This is a genomic window from Amycolatopsis sp. NPDC004772 (genome assembly GCF_053601215.1).
The window spans coordinates 19,618-36,951 of sequence record NZ_JBSGBK010000058.1; the positions used below are offsets into that span (position 1 = coordinate 19,618).

Consider the following 17,334-nt stretch of genomic DNA (forward strand, 5'->3'; position numbering starts at 1 on the left):
TCAGACCGGCAGGTCCGCCAGCCCCATCGCCGTCAGGAGCGTCCGGAACTTCGCCGTCGTCTCGTCCAGCTCCGAGCGCGGGTCCGAGGCCGCGACGATCCCGCCGCCCGCGTACAGCCGCATCGAGGTCGAGGCGATCTCCGCACAGCGGATCGCCACCGCCCACTCGCCGTCGCCCGCCGCGTCGACCCAGCCGACCGCGCCCGCGTAGTAGTCGCGGTCGAACGGCTCCAGCTCCTGGACCAGCTCGCGCGCGCCCTCCGTCGGGGTGCCGCAGATCGCCGGGGTCGGGTGGAGGGCCGCCGCGAGGTCCAGCGCCGTGATGTCCGGGTCCGCCAGCTCGCCGGTGATCGGGGTGCGCAGGTGCCAGATCGCCGGCGTGGTCACCAGCTCCGGGCCGGCCGGGACGTCCAGGGTCCGGCAGAACGGCCGCAGCGCCTCGACCAGGTAGTCGATCACCACCGCGTGCTCGAGCTGGTCCTTCCGGGACGTCCGCAGCGCCTCGCCGTTGGCCCGATCGGCGACCGGGTCCGCCGAGCGCGGCATCGACCCCGCGTGCGGCGACGAGAACACCGTCCGGCCGGTGCGACGCAGCAGCAGCTCCGGCGTCGCCCCCACGAGTGACCGGCCGCCCGGCAGCTCAGCCGCGTACGTGAAGTGGCGGGGATTGCCCACGGCCAGGTTCCGCACAATGCTCTCGGCGGGCACTGGCGCGGCGAACTCGAGGTCCAGGGCCCGGGCCAGGACTGCTTTGCGCAGGTCACGGTCTTCAAGAGCGGAAACGGCGGCACGCACGGCCGCCATGTGCGACGCCGGAGACGGCACCGCACGGACCCGCACGGGTGCCGGCAGAGCCTCTCGCGGCAGTGAAGGCGCCCCCGAGGACCGGTGGACGGTCCGGGGCACCACGAGGTGGCCCGGCACCTTCGTGTCGGGCCCGGTGTCGAACGGCAGGACGCCGACGGCCAGCGGGGCACCCGTCTCGGCCAGGACACCGGGGATCGCCGAGGCGAGCCGCCGCGGGTCCGTCTCGGTGACCGTGCGGATCGTGCCCTGCGCGAGGAGTGCGCGCGCGGCCGTCGTGAACAGGAAGTCGCCTCGCTGGTAGCGGGCGGCGAGGTCAGCCGGGGTCGCCGGATCAGGAGAACTCACAAGACCAGCCTCCCAGGCGATGGGAGATCCGCGAGGGAAGTGTCGCCAGCGACACTCCCCTCGCGGTCAGCTCCTGGTGACGAGCTACTTGAGCGCGTCGATGAGCGCCTCGCGCTGGCGCTCGCCCAGGCCGGCCGCACGCCGGTCCGGGTCGATGCCGGCCTGCTCGAGCAGGGCGGCGACCTTCACCGCGCCGAGGCCGGGGACGGCCTTCAGCAGCTGGGTGACCTTCGTCTTCCCGATGGTCTTGTTCTCCTTGGCCTGCTTGAGCACCTTTTCGATGCTCTCCTTGCCGGACTTGATCGACGCGAGCAGCTCCGAACGCGCCTTGCGAGCCTCGGCGGCCTTGGCCAGGGCCTCGGCGCGCTGCTCCGGAGTCAACGTAGGCAGAGCCAACGTAGTGTCCTTTCCTCTCAGGTCTCCGCTTTCGCGGCCGACAGCTTTTGTGAGTGCTTGCTCCTGCAAGCGCTGCTCAGCCGTCTCTTGCCACGGGCCCAGTAAACGCCACCCGCTTCCTGGCCGTGCAACCGACACGCACTTATTACCCCCGGAGGTGATACCGGGCAACCCGCTCCGGCCTGCGGAAACGCTCCCAAGAAGCGCTTCACGTGGCCCTTCTCACCCGGAAGTGGAGCCTCCGTTACCCGCTGTTCTCGTGCACATTTCCTTGCACATAAGGAAAAGCCGAAAAAGAGATGATCTTGATCATCGTCCGGTCGTCGCCCGATCGCGCGACGACCGTGACCGAACGGAGCCGTTGTTGACCATGCCCGCTTCACCCGATCCGCACTAGAGTCGGCGCAACCCCAGTTCACCGGCGAGCGACCCCCGGGAGCGACCATGTTGAGCACCATGCAGGACGGCCAGCTGTCGCTGGCGAACCTGCTCCGTCACGGCACGTCGGTGCACTCGGCGAGCGAAGTCATCACCTGGACCGGTTCAGAAGCCCGCCGCGAGACCTACGGCGACCTCGGCAGGCACGCCGCCCGGCTCGCGAACGCGCTCCGGGGCCTCGGCGTGACAGGCGACCAGCGCGTCGGCACGTTCATGTGGAACAACGCCGAGCACATGGCCGCCTACCTGGCCGTTCCGGCCATGGGCGCCGTGCTGCACACGCTGAACATCCGGCTGTTCCCGGAGCAGCTCGTGTTCGTCGCCAACCACGCCGAGGACCACGTCGTCATCGTCGACGGCACCCTCGTCCCCCTGCTGGCCAAGCAGCTGCCGCAGTTCAAGACGGTCCGGCACGTCATCGTGGCCAACGGCGACGCCGCGTCCCTCGAAGCCCCCGACGGCGTCGAGGTGCACTCCTACGCCGAGCTGCTGGCCGCCCAGCCGGACACCTTCGACTGGCCGGACGTGGACGAGCGCTCGGCCGCCGCGATGTGTTACACGTCGGGCACCACCGGTGACCCCAAGGGCGTCGCCTATTCACACCGGTCGATCTGGCTGCACTCGATGCAGGTCTGCATGAGCGACAGCATGAACCTCGCGCAGAGCGACAAGGCGCTGGCCATCGTGCCGATGTTCCACGCGATGGCGTGGGGCCTGCCGTACGCGGCGCTCATGGTCGGTGCGTCGCTGCTGATGCCGGACCGGTTCCTCCAGCCGGCGCCGATCTCGGCGATGCTGGCCGCCGAGAAGCCGACCTTCGCCGGCGCGGTCCCGACCGTCTGGCAGGGCCTGCTCGCCCACCTCGAAGCCCACCCGCAGGACATCTCGCACCTGCGCGAGGTCGTCGTCGGCGGGTCCGCGGTGCCGCCGTCGCTGATGCACGCCTTCCAGGAGCGGCACCACGTGTCGATCCTGCACGCCTGGGGCATGACCGAGACGTCACCGCTGGGCAGCGTCGCCCGGCCGCCGGCGTCGGCGACCGGCGACGACATCTGGAAGTACCGCTACACGCAGGGCCGCTTCCCGGCGTCGGTGCGCGCGCGGCTGATCGACGACGACGGCGCGGTGCTGCCCTGGGACGACGACGCCGTCGGCGAGCTCGAGGTCCAGGGCCCCTGGATCGCGGCTTCGTACTACGGCGGCACGGAAGTCGACCCGGACAAGTTCCACGACGGCTGGCTGCGCACCGGCGACGTCGGCAGGATCAGCGCCGACGGCTACCTGACGCTGACCGACCGCGCCAAGGACGTCATCAAGTCCGGCGGCGAGTGGATCTCCTCGGTCGACCTGGAGAACCAGGTGATGGGCCACCCCGCGGTGGCCGAGGCCGCGGTCGTCGGCATCCCGGACGAGAAGTGGGACGAGCGGCCGCTGGTCGCCGTCGTGCTCAAGGAAGGCCAGAGCGTCACGCCGGAAGAGCTGCGCGACTACCTCAGCGACAAGGTCGCGAAGTGGCAGCTGCCGGAGAACTGGACGTTCGTGGACGAAGTGCCCAAGACCAGCGTCGGCAAGTTCGACAAGAAGCGGATCCGCGCGTCCTACTCCGAGGGAAAGCTCGACATCGCACAGCTCTAACGGGTAAATCTCCGGCGAGTCTCATGCCTCTGGCGGTCACCATAGGGGACCCTGACCCCCCTATGGTGGCCTTCGGAGCACGTCGGAGGAGTTCTGGGGATGCAGCGGAACAGGCGGAATTTCCTCGCACTGGCGGGAATGGGCGCGCTGGCGACGGCCTGCGGGTCGAACACCGGGCGGCAGGGTGACCCGCCGCCCTCGACGGCGTACTCGGCGGGCCCGCCGCCGTCCCAGGCTTCGAAGGTCGCGCTCCAGCAGTGGTACCACGCGTACGGCGAGGAAGGCGTCCAGGACGCCGTCAAGCGGTACGCGGCGAGCTACCCCGGCGCCGCCGTCACCGTGCAGTGGAACCCCGGCGACTACGACTCGAAGATCGTCACCGCGCTGCAGAACAGCAAGGTGCCGGACGTCTTCGAGGCGCAGGTCAAGATCGACTGGGTGCGGCAGAAGCAGGTCGTCCCGCTCGACGACGTCATCGGGCCGGTCAAGGACGACTTCAGCCCGGCCGTGCTGGCCGCGCAGACCGTCGACGGCCGGGTCTACGGCATCCCGCAGGCCACCGACACGCAGGTGCTCTTCTACCGCAAGAGCCTGCTGCAGGCCGCGGGGGTGCAGCCGCCGCAGACGGTCGACGAGCTCATCGACGCCGCCGGGAAGCTCACGAAGGACGGCGTCAAGGGCTTCTTCGCGGGCAACGACGGCGGCGTCGGCGTGCTCACCGGCCCGCTGCTGTGGTCGGCGGGGCTCGACTTCCTGAAGAACGGCAACCGCGAGGTCGGCTTCGACGACCCGCGCGCGGCGACCGCGCTGGCGAAGCTGCACACGCTGAACGCCAACGGTTCCCTGTTGCTCGGCGCGCCGGCGGACTGGTCGGACCCGGGCGCGTTCGTCGACGGCCTGACCGCGATGCAGTGGACCGGCCTGTGGAACGTGCCGAAGATCCGCCAGGCGTTCGACGACGACTTCGGCGTCCTGCCCTTCCCGAAGCTGGACGGCAGCGGCGCGCCGTCGGTCCCGGTCGGCGCGTACGGCGCGATGGTGAACGCCAAGAGCGCGCACGTCACCGAGGCGAAGGCGTTCGTGAAGTGGCTGTGGATCGACCAGACGCAGAACCAGCTGGAGTTCGCGACGAAGTTCGGCTTCCACGTGCCGGCCCGCCAGAGCCTGATCGGCCGCGCGGACAACCTCAAGTCCGGCCCGGCCGCCGACGCGGCCCGGTTCGTCAAGGAGAACAGCCACCTCGTCGGCGGCCCGGTGTGGACGCAGCAGTCGAACACGGCGCTGTCCGACGCGGTCGCGAAGATCGCCAAGGAGGGCGCGGACCCGGTCGCGCAGACCAAGACCGCGGTCGAGGTGGCGAAGGCCGAGCTGAAGCGCCTCTTCGGATGAGGAAGCGCGATGCGCGCGCGTTCTGGCTGTTCGTGGGGCCGTTCCTGATCGGGCTGGCAATCTTCGCGTACCTGCCGATCGGCTGGAGCGCGTACCTCTCGTTCTTCGACGCGCGCAACACGGTGACGCCGACCGAGTTCGTCGGGCTGGACAACTACGGGCACATGCTCACCGACGAGCCGTTCCTGTCGAGCCTGGGGACTTTCAGCGTGTTCGCGGTGTTCATCGTGCCGCTGACGTTCGTGTTGTCGCTGGCCCTCGCGCTCGGCGTCAACCAGCTGCGGTTCGCGCGGGCGTTCTTCCGGTCGGTGTTCTTCCTGCCGTTCGCGTGCTCGTACGTGGTGGCGTCGCTGATCTGGAAGACGTCGCTGTTCTCGGGGGTCCGGTACGGCCTCGCGAACACCGTGCTCGGCCTGTTCGGCGCCGACCCGGTGGCCTGGACCGGAACGGTCGACCCGCCGCTGTACTGGGTGGTGCTGGTGACCGCGCGGCTGTGGCTGCAGCTGGGCTTCTACATGATCCTGTTCATCGCGGCGCTGCAACGCATCCCGGCCCAGCTGTACGAAGCGGCGTGGCTCGACGGCGCCAAACCGGGTTGGCAGGTGTTCCGGTACATCACGCTGCCGCAGCTGCGCGCGACGGCGGTGGCGGTGCTGCTGCTGAACCTGATCAACGCGTACCAGGCGTTCGACGAGTTCTACAACATCATGGGCGACGCCCGCGGCTACCCGCCGTTCGCCCGGCCGCCGCTGGTCTACCTGTACTACACGTCCCTGGGGTCGGGCGGCCAGGACCTCGGCCGCGGCAGTGCCGGCGCGGTGATCCTGGCGCTGATCATCGCCCTGGTGACGCTGTTGCAGGGCCGGGTGCTGCGGTTCGGGCGTGCCTCATGAGGGCGTTCCTGCGGTGGATTTGCCTGGTGGTGGCGGCGGTGTTGTTCCTGCTGCCGTTCTACCTGCTGCTGCGCAACGGCCTGGCTTCGCGATCGGATATCACCTCTCCACAGTGGACGTTCTTCCCGTCCACAGTGCACTGGGAGAACTTCTCGCGGCTGTTCTCGCTGTCGGACGTCCCGTTCGCCCGCAGCCTGCTGAACTCGGCGCTGGTCGCGACCCTGCAGACGGTCGGCCTGCTGGTGATCTGTTCGCTGGCCGGTTACGGGCTGGCGCGGATCCCGTACCGGCACGCCAAGATCGTGTTCTACGCGGTGCTGGCGACGCTGATGATCCCTACGTCGGTGACGTTCGTGCCGAGCTTCGTGGTCGTCTCGTCGCTGGGCTGGCTGTCGGACTTCCGCGGCCTGGTGATCCCCGGGCTGTTCAGCGCGTTCAGCGTCTTCCTCTTCCGGCAGTACTTCCTGGACTTCCCCCGCGAACTGGAGGAGGCCGGCCGGGTGGACGGCCTGTCCCGCTGGGGCGTGTTCTGGCGGATCGTCGTACCCAATTCGAAGGGCTTCTTCGCGGCGATCGCGGTGATCACGGTGATCGGCAGCTGGAACGCGTTCCTGTGGCCGCTGATCATCGCGCAATCACCGGATTCGTGGACGGTCCAGGTGGCGCTGTCGGGGCTGCTGACGGCCCAGAACCCGCAGCTGAACCTGCTGTTCCTGGCGGCCGCGGTGTCGATCCTGCCGATCGTGCTGCTGTTCGCGTTCCTGCAGCGGTACCTGGTGCGCGGCGTGGCGGAGTCCGGGTTGAAGGGCTGAAGCGGGTCCGCCGAAATGACCACGACCTTCGGCGGTACAGCCATCCCGACACCTGTGACAAGGTAGCTCGAAATGTCACGTTCACCGTCCGGTCACCGGCGTCCGGCACGGTGCCGGTCAACCGAGAAGACTGGGGAGCGAACTCATGGCCGAACTCACCCGGCGCACCTTCACCACCGCGGGCGCCGCCGGTGTCGGGCTGCTGCACTGCACGCCTGCCGCGAACGCCCTCGACCGCGCCCTGCGGCTCACCAGCACGCGCTCGGTCAGCACCGCCGGCACCACGCTCGAGCAGGTCGCCACCGGCGGCGGCACCAGCACCTACTCGCGCCTCTCCGCGGGCCCCGGGTGGCCGCTGGTCGTCCGGAGCGATCTCGCCACCGCGAAGAGCGGGCGCGACGACCGGCGCCGGGCGCTGTCCGCCTTCGTCCAGTTCACCGACCTGCACATCACCGACGCCGAGAGCCCCGCGCGGTTCGAGTACCTGCACCCCTTCATCGGCTCGGCGCACCGGCCGCAGGAGGCGCTCGGCACCGTCGCCACCAGCGCGCTCGTCGAGCGCGTCAACAGCGTGCGGCAGGGGCCGTTCACCGGGCGGCCGTTCGACCTGATGGTCACCACCGGCGACAACACCGACAACCACGAGCTGATCGAGCTCGACTGGTTCCTCAAGGTCCTCAACGGCGGCACGGTCACCCCGAACTCCGGCGACAAGAACGCCTACGAAGGCGTCCAGAGCTCCGGCAACGACGAGTACTGGAACCCCTCGATCCCCGGTGTGGGCGACAAGTACTCGGCGAAGGGCTTCCCGCAGCTGCCCGGCCTGCTCGAAGCCGGCCTGCGGACCTTCACCGCGCCCGGCCTCGACGTCCCGTGGTTCTGCACCTTCGGCAACCACGACGACAGCATCGTCGGCTCGCTGCCGGCGCAGATCCCCGGGATCGACGCCTGGTACACCGGGAAGTACAAGGTGATCGGCAAGGACGAGACCACGGCCAAGAAGCTCGCCGACGCCATCAAGAAGGGCTCCGGCGTGCCGGTCGCGGAGCTGTTCGGCGGCAGCGGCACCATCCGCGAGGTGACGCCGGACGCGCGGCGCCGTCCGTTCAGCACCGGCGAGTTCGTCCGGGCCCACCTCGACAGCGCCAACACCGGCCCCGGCCCGGTCGGGCACGGCTTCACCAGCGCCAACGCCGACGGCCAGAACGTCTACTACACCTTCCGGATCGCGCCCGGCATCACCGGGATCAGCCTCGACACCACCACCGACGCCGGGTTCGCCGACGGGTCGATCGGGCTCGCGCAGTACTCCTGGGTCGAGTCGACGCTCAAGCGCAACAGCTCGACCTACTACGACTTCTTCGGCCGCAAGGTCACCCACTCCGTCACCGACGAGCTGTTCCTGCTGTTCAGCCACCACACCAGCGGTTCGATGGGCAACCTGCTGCCGGATTCGCGCCACCTGCTCGACCCGCGGCTGGACGGCAACGCCTTCGTCGCGCTGCTCAAGCGGTTCCCGAACGTGCTGGCCTGGGTGAACGGCCACACGCACCTCAACAAGATCACGCCGCACGCCGGGAACACGCCGCAGCAGGGCTTCTGGGAGATCAACACGGCGTCGCACGTCGACTTTCCGCAGCACGCGCGGATCGTCGAGGTCGCGGACAACGCCGACGGCACGTTGTCGCTGTTCACGACGCTGATCGAGGCCGAAGCGCCGTACGCCGTGGACTACGACGCCCGGACGCCGCAAGCGCTTGCGTCGCTGTACCGCGAGCTGTCCTACAACGACATCCACACCGACCTGGGCCGCGTCGGCGCGGCCGAAGACCACAACACGGAGCTGCTGCTCGTCAACCCGCTGAGCTGAGGTACGGCACAGTGGTCGCATGACCGATCTTGAAGGCACGCAGCTCTTCCACCGCTCCATGCCGTTTTCCGAACGCCTCGGCGTGGAGGTGCTGGAGCACGGGCGGGAGCTCGTCCGCAGCCGGCTGAAGTGGGACGAGAGCCTCTGCACGCTCGGCGGCGCGCTGCACGGGGGCGCGCTCATGGCGCTGGCCGACTCGACCGGCGCCGTGTGCGCGTTCCTCAACCTGCCCGAGGGCGGCCAGGGCACCACGACCGTCGAATCGAAGACGAACTTCCTGCGCGCGGTGCGTTCGGGCTACGCCGTTGCGTCGTCCAGACCATTGCACGCGGGCCGCAAGTTCGTCGTGGTGGAGACCGAAATCCACGACGACGACGGCAAGCTGGTCGCGAAAGTGACACAGACGCAGGCCGTCCTGTAGGTACCTGTTTACAGACCCGGCCGGAACGGCGAAAATCCCTGGCAACTGGGTGGGTCTATCAGGGAGCCGCGATGCGCGCACGTGAGTTGTTCACCTTATTGTCAGTGGTCGTGTTATCTGCCGTAACCACGCAAGTCGCGGAGGCCACGCCCGTCCGGCCGCACGACGACGAGGCGATCGACTACCACGAGTGGACCGGCGGCCGCTTCCACGAAGGCCGTTTCGCCGGGGTCGCGCTCACCCGGGACGGCCTGCGCATCACGCACCCGGCCGGCACGGTCCAGCACACCGAGCCGGAACTCGGCACGACCAGGACGTACGAGTACGGCCAGTGGACGTCGCCGGAGTACCGGCAGGGTTTCGGCGCGACGCAGCTGGTCGCGTCCTGGAACGCGAAGACGCCCGCGAAGACCTGGCTGCAGGTCGAGGCGCAGGGCCGGACGTCGGCGGGTGCCGAAACGGCGTGGTACGTGATGGGCCGGTGGGCCAGCGGCGACGCCGACGTCCTGCGCACCAGCGTCGACGGCCAGGACGACGCGAACGCGCTGGTCGACGTGGACACGCTGGTGATGAAGACCGGCGTGACGCTGAAGTCCTACCACCTGCGGGTCAGCCTCTACCGCGAAGCCGGGTCGGGCGCGACGCCGTCGGTGAGCCTGCTGGGCGCGATGACCTCGGCCGTCCCGGACCGCTTCGAGGTCCAGCCGACGAAGCCCGGGCGCGCCACCGGGATCGAGCTGAAGGTGCCCGCCTACGCGCAGAACCTCCACAAAGGACAGTTCCCGGAGTACGGCGGGGGCGGAGAGGCCTGGTGCAGCCCGACGTCGACCGAGATGGTGGCCGAGTACTGGGGCAAGAAGCCGTCGGCGGCGGAGATGTCGTGGATCCCGGCGGACTACGTCGACCCGCAGGTGGCCTTCGCCGCGCGCTATACCTACGACCACGCCTACGACGGCACCGGCAACTGGCCGTTCAACACGGCGTACGCGGCTTCGCGCGGGCTGCGCGGCCACATCACGCGGCTGCACTCCCTGAACGAGCTGGAGAACTACATCGCGCGGGGCATCCCGGTGATCACGTCGCAGTCGTTCCTGTCGTCGGAACTCGACGGCGCCGGCTACGGCACGTCGGGGCACATCATGGTCGTCGTCGGCTTCACGAAGGACGGCGACGTGATCGCGAACGACCCGGCGTCGAGCAGCAACGACCGCGTCCGAAACATCTACCAGCGCGATCAGTTCGAGAAGATCTGGCAGCGGACGAAGCGGTACCGCGCGGACGGCACCGTGGCGAGCGGCCCGGGCGGCGTCGCGTACATCATCACGCCGGCCTGACCACCGGCCGGGTCCGGCGGGGCGCCTTCCCGGCGCCCCGCCGGGCTCACCAGGTCTTGCCGGCCTGCTCCCGGATCGCCCGGTTGATCCGGTTGAAGAAGCCGGTGAGCGCGATGTGCGTGACGATCGCGGACAGCTGCGTGTCGTCGAAGTGCCCGGCGGCGGCCGCCCAGATCTCGTCGGTCACGCCGGGCTGGCCGTCTTCGATCCGCGTGGCGGCTTCGGTGAGCGCGAGCGCGGCCCGTTCCGGCTCGGTGAAGAACGGCGTTTCGCGCCAGGTGACGACGCTGTGCAGGCGGTCGTCGGTCTCGCCCTGCCGCTTCGCCGATCGGACGCCGGCGTAGGTGCAGGGGGCACAGCCGTTGATCTGGCTGGCCCGCAGGTGGACCAGCTCGAGCAGCAGCGGATCGACCCCGGCGCGGTGCACTGATTTGTAGAGCTGCTGGACCGCGCCGGTCACGTCGGGATCGCTCTGGGTCTTCAGCCGTGGTTCCATCGGTTCCTCCATCGGTTACCTGTGCCCCTCCGGGCCCGTCATGTCCACGACGGAGCGGAAGCGAGGAAGGTAACGACCATGTCCGACAGGTTGGCTTCGACGTTCGAAGCGCAGCGAGACCGCCTGCGCGCGGTGGCCCACCGCGTCCTGGGCTCCCACGCCGACGCCGAGGACGTGGTCCAGGAGGCCTGGCTGCGCCTGTCCCGCCAGGACGAGGCGACGATCGAGAACCTCGAGGGCTGGCTGACGACGGTGGTCGGCCGGATCAGCCTGGACGTGCTGCGGGCGCGCCGAGCGCGACCCGAGGGGCTGTACGAGGAGGTCGTCGTCACGGTGGCGGCCTCCCCGGAGGAGGACGCGGAGCTGGCCGACTCGGTGGGCCTGGCGCTGCTGGTGGTCCTGGAGTCCCTCGGCCCGAGCGAGCGGCTGGCGTTCGTGCTGCACGACCTGTTCGCGGTGCCGTTCGAGGAGATCGCCCGCATCCTGGGCAAGTCGACGGCGGCGGCCAAGATGCTGGCCAGCCGGGCCCGCCGCAAGGTCCGGACGCCCTCGCCCCCGACAGGGCCTTCCCAGCACGAGGTGGTCCAGGCATTCCTGACGGCAGCCCGCGACGGCGACTTCGAGCAGTTGCTGCGCGTACTGGACCCGGAGGTCCGCTTGACGGTGGACACCCCGGACGGAGTGGTGGTGGTCCTGGGGGCGACGAACGTGGCAACGGGAGCCCGCTTCGGAGCGGCGGCAGGGGGCCGCGCGGTGTTGGTGGGCGGCTTGCCGGGCGTGGTGGCATGGCGCCCGGACGGAACGCCGCTGTCGGTGGTGGCATTCACGGTGACGGACGGCCGCATCACGAACATCGCGGCGGTGGCCGACCCGGCGAAGCTGGCGTCGATGGTGCTCCCGGAGCCGCCGGAAACTGTCGGTGGTGCCCGGTAAGCTGGATACCGGGGGCCGGAGGCCCACGCGCGACCTGCGCTGAGCCGCGGTTTCCGGCGCCGACCACCGGCGCGGCGGCCTTGCGCGACAGTGGCCACCCGGGCAGTGGCCGCCGCGCCGGAATTCCCACGCGGTAAAGGCCGTCCGCCATGCCGGGGCTGTTGCGCGGCAGTGTTCTTCCAGTGCAGCGTGGAGAGGCTGTCGTCCGGGAAGTCCAGCGCCGGGAGCGGCGGCAGGCCCAGCAGCGGGCGGGGCATGGTTTCAGCGGTTTGGCACGGGTCGCATGCGAGGTCGCCTGCCCGGGCGTGGCGGGCCGTTGCTGCGTGAGACGTCCCGGGCGCGCGGCTGCGTTACCAAAGCGATCGTCGAGTGGGCGGCGAGGCACCCCTTCGCCTGGGTCGACGACGAGACCACCGACGCCGACCAGGCCCGGCCCTCCTGCTCACCGTCGACCACGCCATCGGCCTCACCGGCCAAGACCTCGCCGCCATCGCCGACCGGCGACGCACAGTTGCGTAACACGCAACATGTTGCGCAAAACCTCACTCAAGCGGATGTCGCCATCTCCGCATGATCCGTGATTAGCTGCGGTCGACCAGCAGCGCAGCCGGAAGGTGGTTCGAATGCCGTACGAGGTCCAGGGGGTCGTTTCGCGGGCGAAGGGCGAGCCCGTCTCGCTGGAGACCGTCCTCGTGCCCGATCCCGGTCCCGGCGAAGCCGTCGTGAACGTCCAGGCCTGCGGGGTCTGCCACACCGACCTGCACTACCGCGAGGGCGGGATCAACGACGACTTCCCGTTCCTGCTCGGCCACGAGGCCGCCGGGGTCGTCGAGGCCGTCGGCGAGGGCGTCACCGATCTCGAGCCCGGCGACTACGTCATCCTCAACTGGCGCGCCGTCTGCGGCACCTGCCGGGCCTGCAAGCGCGGCAAGCCGTGGTACTGCTTCGCCACCTTCAACGCCACCCAGCCGATGACCCTGCAGGACGGCACCAAGCTGTCGCCCGCCCTCGGGGTCGGGGCCTTCCTCGAGAAGACGCTTGTCCACAGCGGACAGTGCACGAAGGTCGACCGGGCCGCCGAGCCCGCCGTCGCCGGGCTGCTCGGGTGCGGGGTGATGGCCGGGCTCGGTGCGGCCATCAACACCGGCGCCGTCACGCGCGGGGACTCGGTCGCCGTCATCGGGTGCGGTGGGGTCGGGGACGCCGCCATCGCCGGGGCGAAGCTGGCCGGGGCCACCACGATCGTCGCGATCGACATGGACGACCGGAAGCTCACCTGGGCGAAGGACTTCGGCGCCACCCACACGCTCAACAGCAAGGGCCTGTCCGAGGCGCAGGTCGTCGAGGCCATGCAGGACGCCACCAGCGGCTTCGGCCCCGACGTCGTGATCGACGCCGTCGGCCGTCCCGAGACCTGGCGGCAGGCCTTCTACGGGCGCGACCTGGCCGGCACGGTCGTGCTGGTCGGCGTGCCGACGCCGGAAATGCGGCTGAACGACCTGCCGTTGATCGACTTCTTCTCGCGCGGCGGCTCGCTCAAGTCCTCCTGGTACGGCGACTGCCTGCCCAGCCGCGACTTCCCGATGCTCGTCGACCTCTACTTGCAGGGCCGGCTGCCGCTCGACAAGTTCGTCACCGAGCGGATCGGCGTCGACGGCGTCGAGCAGGCCTTCGAGCGCATGCACCACGGCGACGTCCTGCGCAGCGTGGTGACCTTCTAAACCAGCTTCCCGGGGTTGAGGATCCCGGTCGGGTCCACGGCGGATTTCGCCGCGCGCAGCACCTCCACGCCCAGCGCGCCGATTTCCGCGTGGAGGTACGGCGCGTGGTCGACGCCGACGGCGTGGTGGTGCGAGATCGTGCCGAGCCCGGCGATCGCTTCGCACGCCGCGGCTTTCGCGCGCTGCCACTGCCCGACCGGGTCCGCTTCGTCGCGGGCCGTCAGCACCGTGAAGTACAGCGACGCCCCCGTTTCGTACGCGTGCGAAATGTGGCACATGACGATCGAGCGACCCAGGGCCGCCGTCAACGCCGCGCGGACGTCGTCACGCAGCTCGTCCACATTGGACCAGTAGGCGGCGGTCTCCAGCGTCTCGACGCAGACACCCAGGTCCAGCAACGTGTCCCGCTGCCGGGGCCCGGAGAACCGGCCGTGCCGCCACGACTCGCCGAGCGCCTTGCCGACGCGCACGGCACCCGAAGCCTTCAGCCGCCGGGCCGTCTCCCGGCGCCGCAGCGCCACGTCGTGCGCGGTGCCTTCCCAGCCCACGATGAGGAAACACGGCCGGCGCACGCCCCGCGCGGCCAGATAACGGCGCAGCGCCGCCGTCTTCAATCCCGCGTTCAGCGCGAGGGACACTTCGGTCTCGTCCACATCGGACAGCCGGGTGACGTCGGCGAGCGCGTGGTGCTGCGCGAGGTCCCGCACCGCTTCCGCGCCGGCCGCCCAGCCCGGCAGCGCATAACCCTCGTAGCGCCGGACCGCCGGCGCCGGCCGCACCCGCAGCGCGACCTCGGTGATCACGCCGAGCGTCCCCTCGCTGCCGATCGCCAGCTGGCGCAGGTCCGGCCCGGCCGCCGACGCCGGGGCGACGCCGAGCTTCCACGCGCCACGCGGGGTGGCCAGCCGCACGCCGGTCACCATGTCCTCGAAGCGCCCGTAGCCCGACGACGCCTGGCCGGCCGAGCGCGTCGCCGCGAAGCCGCCGATCGTCGCGCGCTCGAACGACTGCGGGATGTGCCCGAGCGTCAGGCCGTGCCCGGCGAGCAGCCGCTCCGCCTCGGGGCCGCGGACGCCCGCCTGCAGGACGGCGATGCGCGACTCGGCGTCCACCGACACCAGCGCGTCGAGCCGGACGAGGTCCAGCGCGATCACCGACGTCTTCTCCCCGCTCAGCGCGGCGACCCCGCCGACCACCGACGTCCCGCCGCCGAAGGGCACGACGCCGATGTCGTGCTGCACGCAGACGTCGAGGACCTCCTGGACCTCGTCGGGGCCGGCCGGGAGCACGACGGCGTCGGGTACCGGAAAGTCCGCCGAAGGCGAACGGCGGCGCAGGAGGTCGAGGTAGGACAGCCCGGTCGCCCGCGCGAGCCGCGCCGGGTCGTCGACCTGCACGTTTTCCGTGCCGACGACCTTGGCCAGCGCCTCCGCGGCAGATTTCGCGAGTTTCGTTGACGGTATTTTTACCGGCAAGTCGCCGGTTGGGGCGGCATCGGGGGCCACCGGACCGATACGCTGTTCAAGCCACTTGGCCGCCCGCGCGGGCAGCGGGGCGGCGCCGGCGGCTTCCGCGGTCCAGGACCGGCGGAGGCGGTGGTCAATGAGAGCGTTCACGACTACAGTGTGACACATGGACGTAAAACGTCACACCACGCAGACGGCGGGTTCGTCCGCGCTCGCGGACACCCGCAACCGCCAAACGGCGACGCGAGTGGCCGATGACGTGCTGCTCGACGCCGCGCGCTCGTGCGTGCTGGCCGTCGGTGTGCGCCGCACCACACTCGCCGAGATCGCCCGCACCGCGCGCGTCAGCCGGATGACGGTCTACCGCCGGTTCCCCGACGTCCGCAGCGTGCTCGCGGCGCTGATGACCCGCGAGTTCAGCGGGCTGCTGCGCACGGCGAGCGAAAGCGGCGCCGACGCGGCGACCAGCCGCGACCGCCTGGTGCTCATCGCGGCGGCCGGCGTCCGCGCGCTGTCGACCGACCCGCTGTTCCGCACGCTGCTCGACGTCGACCCGGAGCTCGTCCTCCCGTACATCGTGGAGCGGCTCGGCGCGACGCAGAAGTTCGCCGAGCAGGCACTGCACGGGCTCCTGGAGGCCGGCCACCGGGACGGCTCGATCCGGCGCGCGCCGGTCGCGGTGCAGTCGCGGTCGGTGCTGCTGGTGGTGCAGTCGTTCGCGTTTTCGCTGCGCCCGGCCACCGCGGACGTCGACGAGGCGGCGCTGATGGCGGAGTTCACCCACGTGCTCGACGCGGCACTGCGGCCATGACGTCCGGCTCGCTCAACGCGCGGCGCCGCGAACGCGAGCTCGCGCGGCTGGCGTCGGGCGAGCGCGTGGACATCGCGGTGGTCGGCGGCGGCGTCACCGGCACGGGCATCGCGCTGGACGCGGCTTCGCGCGGCCTGTCGGTGGCCCTCGTGGAGGCGCACGACCTGGCGTTCGGGACGTCCCGCTGGTCGTCGAAGCTGGTCCACGGCGGCCTGCGGTACCTGGCGCACGGCGAACTCGGGCTGGCGCACGAGAGCGCGGTGGAGCGCGGGATCCTGATGACGCGCACGGCCCCGCACCTGACCCGGGCGATGCCGCAGCTGTTCCCGTTGTACCCCAGCACCTCCCGGGCGCAGCAGGCCCTGGTCGCGGCGGGCCTGCGCGCGGGGGACGCGCTCCGCCGGGCGGCGCGCACGCCGTCGCCGGTACTGCCCCGGCCGCGCTCGATTCCCGCCGCACTCGCCTTGTCCCTGGCTCCGGGGCTTTCTTCCCACGGCCTGCGCGGCGCACTGCTGGCCTACGACGGCGCTTTGGTCGACGACGCGCGGTTGGTGGTCACCCTCGCCCGCACGGCGGCGTCGTTCGGCGCCCGGATCCTGACCCGGCTCTCGGCCACTGCGGTTTCGGCGGACCGGGTCCAGGCGCGCGACGGCCTTTCGGGCTCCACAGTGGACATCCACGCCCGGCAGGTGATCAACGCGACGGGGGTGTGGGCCGGAACGCTGACGGGCGCGGTGCGGCTGCGGCCGTCGCTCGGTTCGCACCTGGTGCTGGCGCCGGGGAAGGTGCCGATGGGGACGACATCGGTGAACATCGGCGTGCCCGGCGAGACGAACCGGTTCGTCTTCCTGCTCCCGCAGCCGGACGGGCGGGTCTACTTGGGACTGACCGACGAACCCGTCGCCGGGCCGATTCCGTCCGTGCCCGTGGTTCCGGAGTCCGATGTGGACTTTCTGTTGTCGCTGGCTTCGTCCGTTCTGTCGCGGCCGCTCACGCGCGCCGACGTCGCCGGGTCCTACGCGGGGCTGCGGCCGCTGGTCGAGGGAACAGGCGGCCGGTCGGCGGACCTGTCCCGCAAGCACGCGGTCCTGGCCGGTTCCGACGGGCTGCTGACAGTGGTCGGCGGCAAGCTCACGACGTACCGCCGGATGGCCGAGGACGCCGTCGACGCGGCCGTCCGCCTGGCGGGCTTGCCGGTTTCGCCCTGCCGCACCGCGCGATTGCCGTTGCTGGGGGCGGCTCCGCGGCCCGAGTTGTCGTTTGTGGACGCTGCGCCGCGGCTGGTGGAGCGGTACGGCACCGAAGCACCCCGGGTGGCGGCGCTGGGCGAGCTGGACGCGGAGTTCGCGGCCCCGGTGGGCCCGGGAACGGAGATCACGGCGGCCGAGGTGGTGTGGGCGGTCCGGAACGAGGGAGCACTGGACGTCGAGGACGTCCTGGAACGCCGGACGCGGCTGTCGCTGATCCCGTCGGACGCCGAAGCCGCGCGGGCACGGGTGGCGGAACTTGTCGACAAATCGCTAGCGGGGTTGACCTGAGCACGTCAACCCTTCTTGATGTTCTCTTA

15 protein-coding genes are annotated in these 17,334 nt (G+C 70.6%); 11 read left to right on the plus strand and 4 right to left on the minus strand.

The annotated features are described in order from the left end of the window. Both ACWEF6_RS28890 and mihF read right to left on the minus strand, forming a co-directional pair. Entirely contained in the window at nt 1-1,152 is a 1,152-nt protein-coding gene (locus ACWEF6_RS28890) for an isochorismate synthase (protein WP_449685813.1), read from the minus strand. 84 nt (nt 1,153-1,236) lie between these two features. Continuing rightward, a complete protein-coding gene (gene mihF / locus ACWEF6_RS28895) occupies nt 1,237-1,548 on the minus strand; it encodes an integration host factor, actinobacterial type (protein ID WP_051767699.1) in 312 nt (103 codons plus the stop codon). Between the two features lie 444 nt (nt 1,549-1,992). Here mihF and ACWEF6_RS28900 point away from each other — a divergent pair, with 444 nt between their 5' ends. The 7 genes from ACWEF6_RS28900 (at nt 1,993) to ACWEF6_RS28930 (ending at nt 10,340) form a co-directional block, all read left to right on the plus strand. After that, on the plus strand, nt 1,993-3,621 hold the full coding sequence (locus ACWEF6_RS28900) for a long-chain fatty acid--CoA ligase (RefSeq protein WP_449685814.1): 1,629 nt from the start codon (nt 1,993-1,995) through the stop codon (nt 3,619-3,621). A 99-nt stretch (nt 3,622-3,720) separates the two neighbouring features. After that, on the plus strand, nt 3,721-5,010 hold the full coding sequence (locus ACWEF6_RS28905; protein ID WP_449685815.1) for an ABC transporter substrate-binding protein: 1,290 nt from the start codon (nt 3,721-3,723) through the stop codon (nt 5,008-5,010). Beyond that, the gene (locus tag ACWEF6_RS28910; protein ID WP_449685816.1) at nt 5,007-5,903 is read left to right on the plus strand and encodes a carbohydrate ABC transporter permease; all 897 of its coding nucleotides are present in this window, start codon (nt 5,007-5,009) and stop codon (nt 5,901-5,903) included. The genes ACWEF6_RS28905 and ACWEF6_RS28910 overlap by 4 nt, the downstream gene beginning before the upstream one ends. Further along, nucleotides 5,900-6,715 (plus strand): carbohydrate ABC transporter permease, encoded by an 816-nt coding sequence (locus tag ACWEF6_RS28915; protein ID WP_449685817.1) that lies wholly within the window; start codon nt 5,900-5,902, stop codon nt 6,713-6,715. The genes ACWEF6_RS28910 and ACWEF6_RS28915 overlap by 4 nt, the downstream gene beginning before the upstream one ends. Nucleotides 6,716-6,860: 145 nt before the next feature. Further along, nucleotides 6,861-8,585 carry a TIGR03767 family metallophosphoesterase gene (locus ACWEF6_RS28920; RefSeq protein ID WP_449685818.1) on the plus strand — a complete coding sequence of 575 codons (1,725 nt, stop codon included), beginning with the start codon at nt 6,861-6,863 and terminating at the stop codon, nt 8,583-8,585. 19 nt (nt 8,586-8,604) lie between these two features. Next, on the plus strand, nt 8,605-9,006 hold the full coding sequence (locus tag ACWEF6_RS28925; protein ID WP_191306884.1) for a PaaI family thioesterase: 402 nt from the start codon (nt 8,605-8,607) through the stop codon (nt 9,004-9,006). 71 nt (nt 9,007-9,077) lie between these two features. Further along, a complete protein-coding gene (locus ACWEF6_RS28930) occupies nt 9,078-10,340 on the plus strand; it encodes a peptidase C39 family protein (RefSeq protein ID WP_449685819.1) in 1,263 nt (420 codons plus the stop codon). Between the two features lie 46 nt (nt 10,341-10,386). On the opposite strand, the gene ACWEF6_RS28935 is transcribed toward ACWEF6_RS28930, so the two are convergent. Beyond that, a complete protein-coding gene (locus ACWEF6_RS28935; RefSeq protein ID WP_449685820.1) occupies nt 10,387-10,836 on the minus strand; it encodes a carboxymuconolactone decarboxylase family protein in 450 nt (149 codons plus the stop codon). A gap of 78 nt (nt 10,837-10,914) precedes the next feature. Here ACWEF6_RS28935 and ACWEF6_RS28940 point away from each other — a divergent pair, with 78 nt between their 5' ends. Both ACWEF6_RS28940 and ACWEF6_RS28945 read left to right on the plus strand, forming a co-directional pair. After that, complete coding sequence (locus tag ACWEF6_RS28940; protein WP_449685821.1) at nt 10,915-11,769, plus strand: sigma-70 family RNA polymerase sigma factor; 855 nt, start codon at nt 10,915-10,917, stop codon at nt 11,767-11,769. Nucleotides 11,770-12,392: 623 nt separating this feature from the next. After that, entirely contained in the window at nt 12,393-13,490 is a 1,098-nt protein-coding gene (locus ACWEF6_RS28945) for an S-(hydroxymethyl)mycothiol dehydrogenase (RefSeq protein ID WP_449685822.1), read from the plus strand. On the opposite strand, the gene ACWEF6_RS28950 is transcribed toward ACWEF6_RS28945, so the two are convergent. Next, complete coding sequence (locus ACWEF6_RS28950; RefSeq protein ID WP_449685823.1) at nt 13,487-15,106, minus strand: FAD-binding oxidoreductase; 1,620 nt, start codon at nt 15,104-15,106, stop codon at nt 13,487-13,489. The genes ACWEF6_RS28945 and ACWEF6_RS28950 overlap by 4 nt on opposite strands. 97 nt (nt 15,107-15,203) lie before the next feature. On the opposite strand from ACWEF6_RS28950, the gene ACWEF6_RS28955 reads away from it, so the two are divergent. Next, nucleotides 15,204-15,767 carry a TetR/AcrR family transcriptional regulator gene (locus ACWEF6_RS28955; RefSeq protein ID WP_310969655.1) on the plus strand — a complete coding sequence of 188 codons (564 nt, stop codon included), beginning with the start codon at nt 15,204-15,206 and terminating at the stop codon, nt 15,765-15,767. Continuing rightward, nucleotides 15,764-17,305: a glycerol-3-phosphate dehydrogenase/oxidase gene (locus ACWEF6_RS28960; RefSeq protein ID WP_449685824.1), complete on the plus strand. Its 1,542-nt coding sequence runs from the start codon at nt 15,764-15,766 to the stop codon at nt 17,303-17,305. The genes ACWEF6_RS28955 and ACWEF6_RS28960 overlap by 4 nt, the downstream gene beginning before the upstream one ends. Nucleotides 17,306-17,334 lie beyond the last annotated feature (29 nt).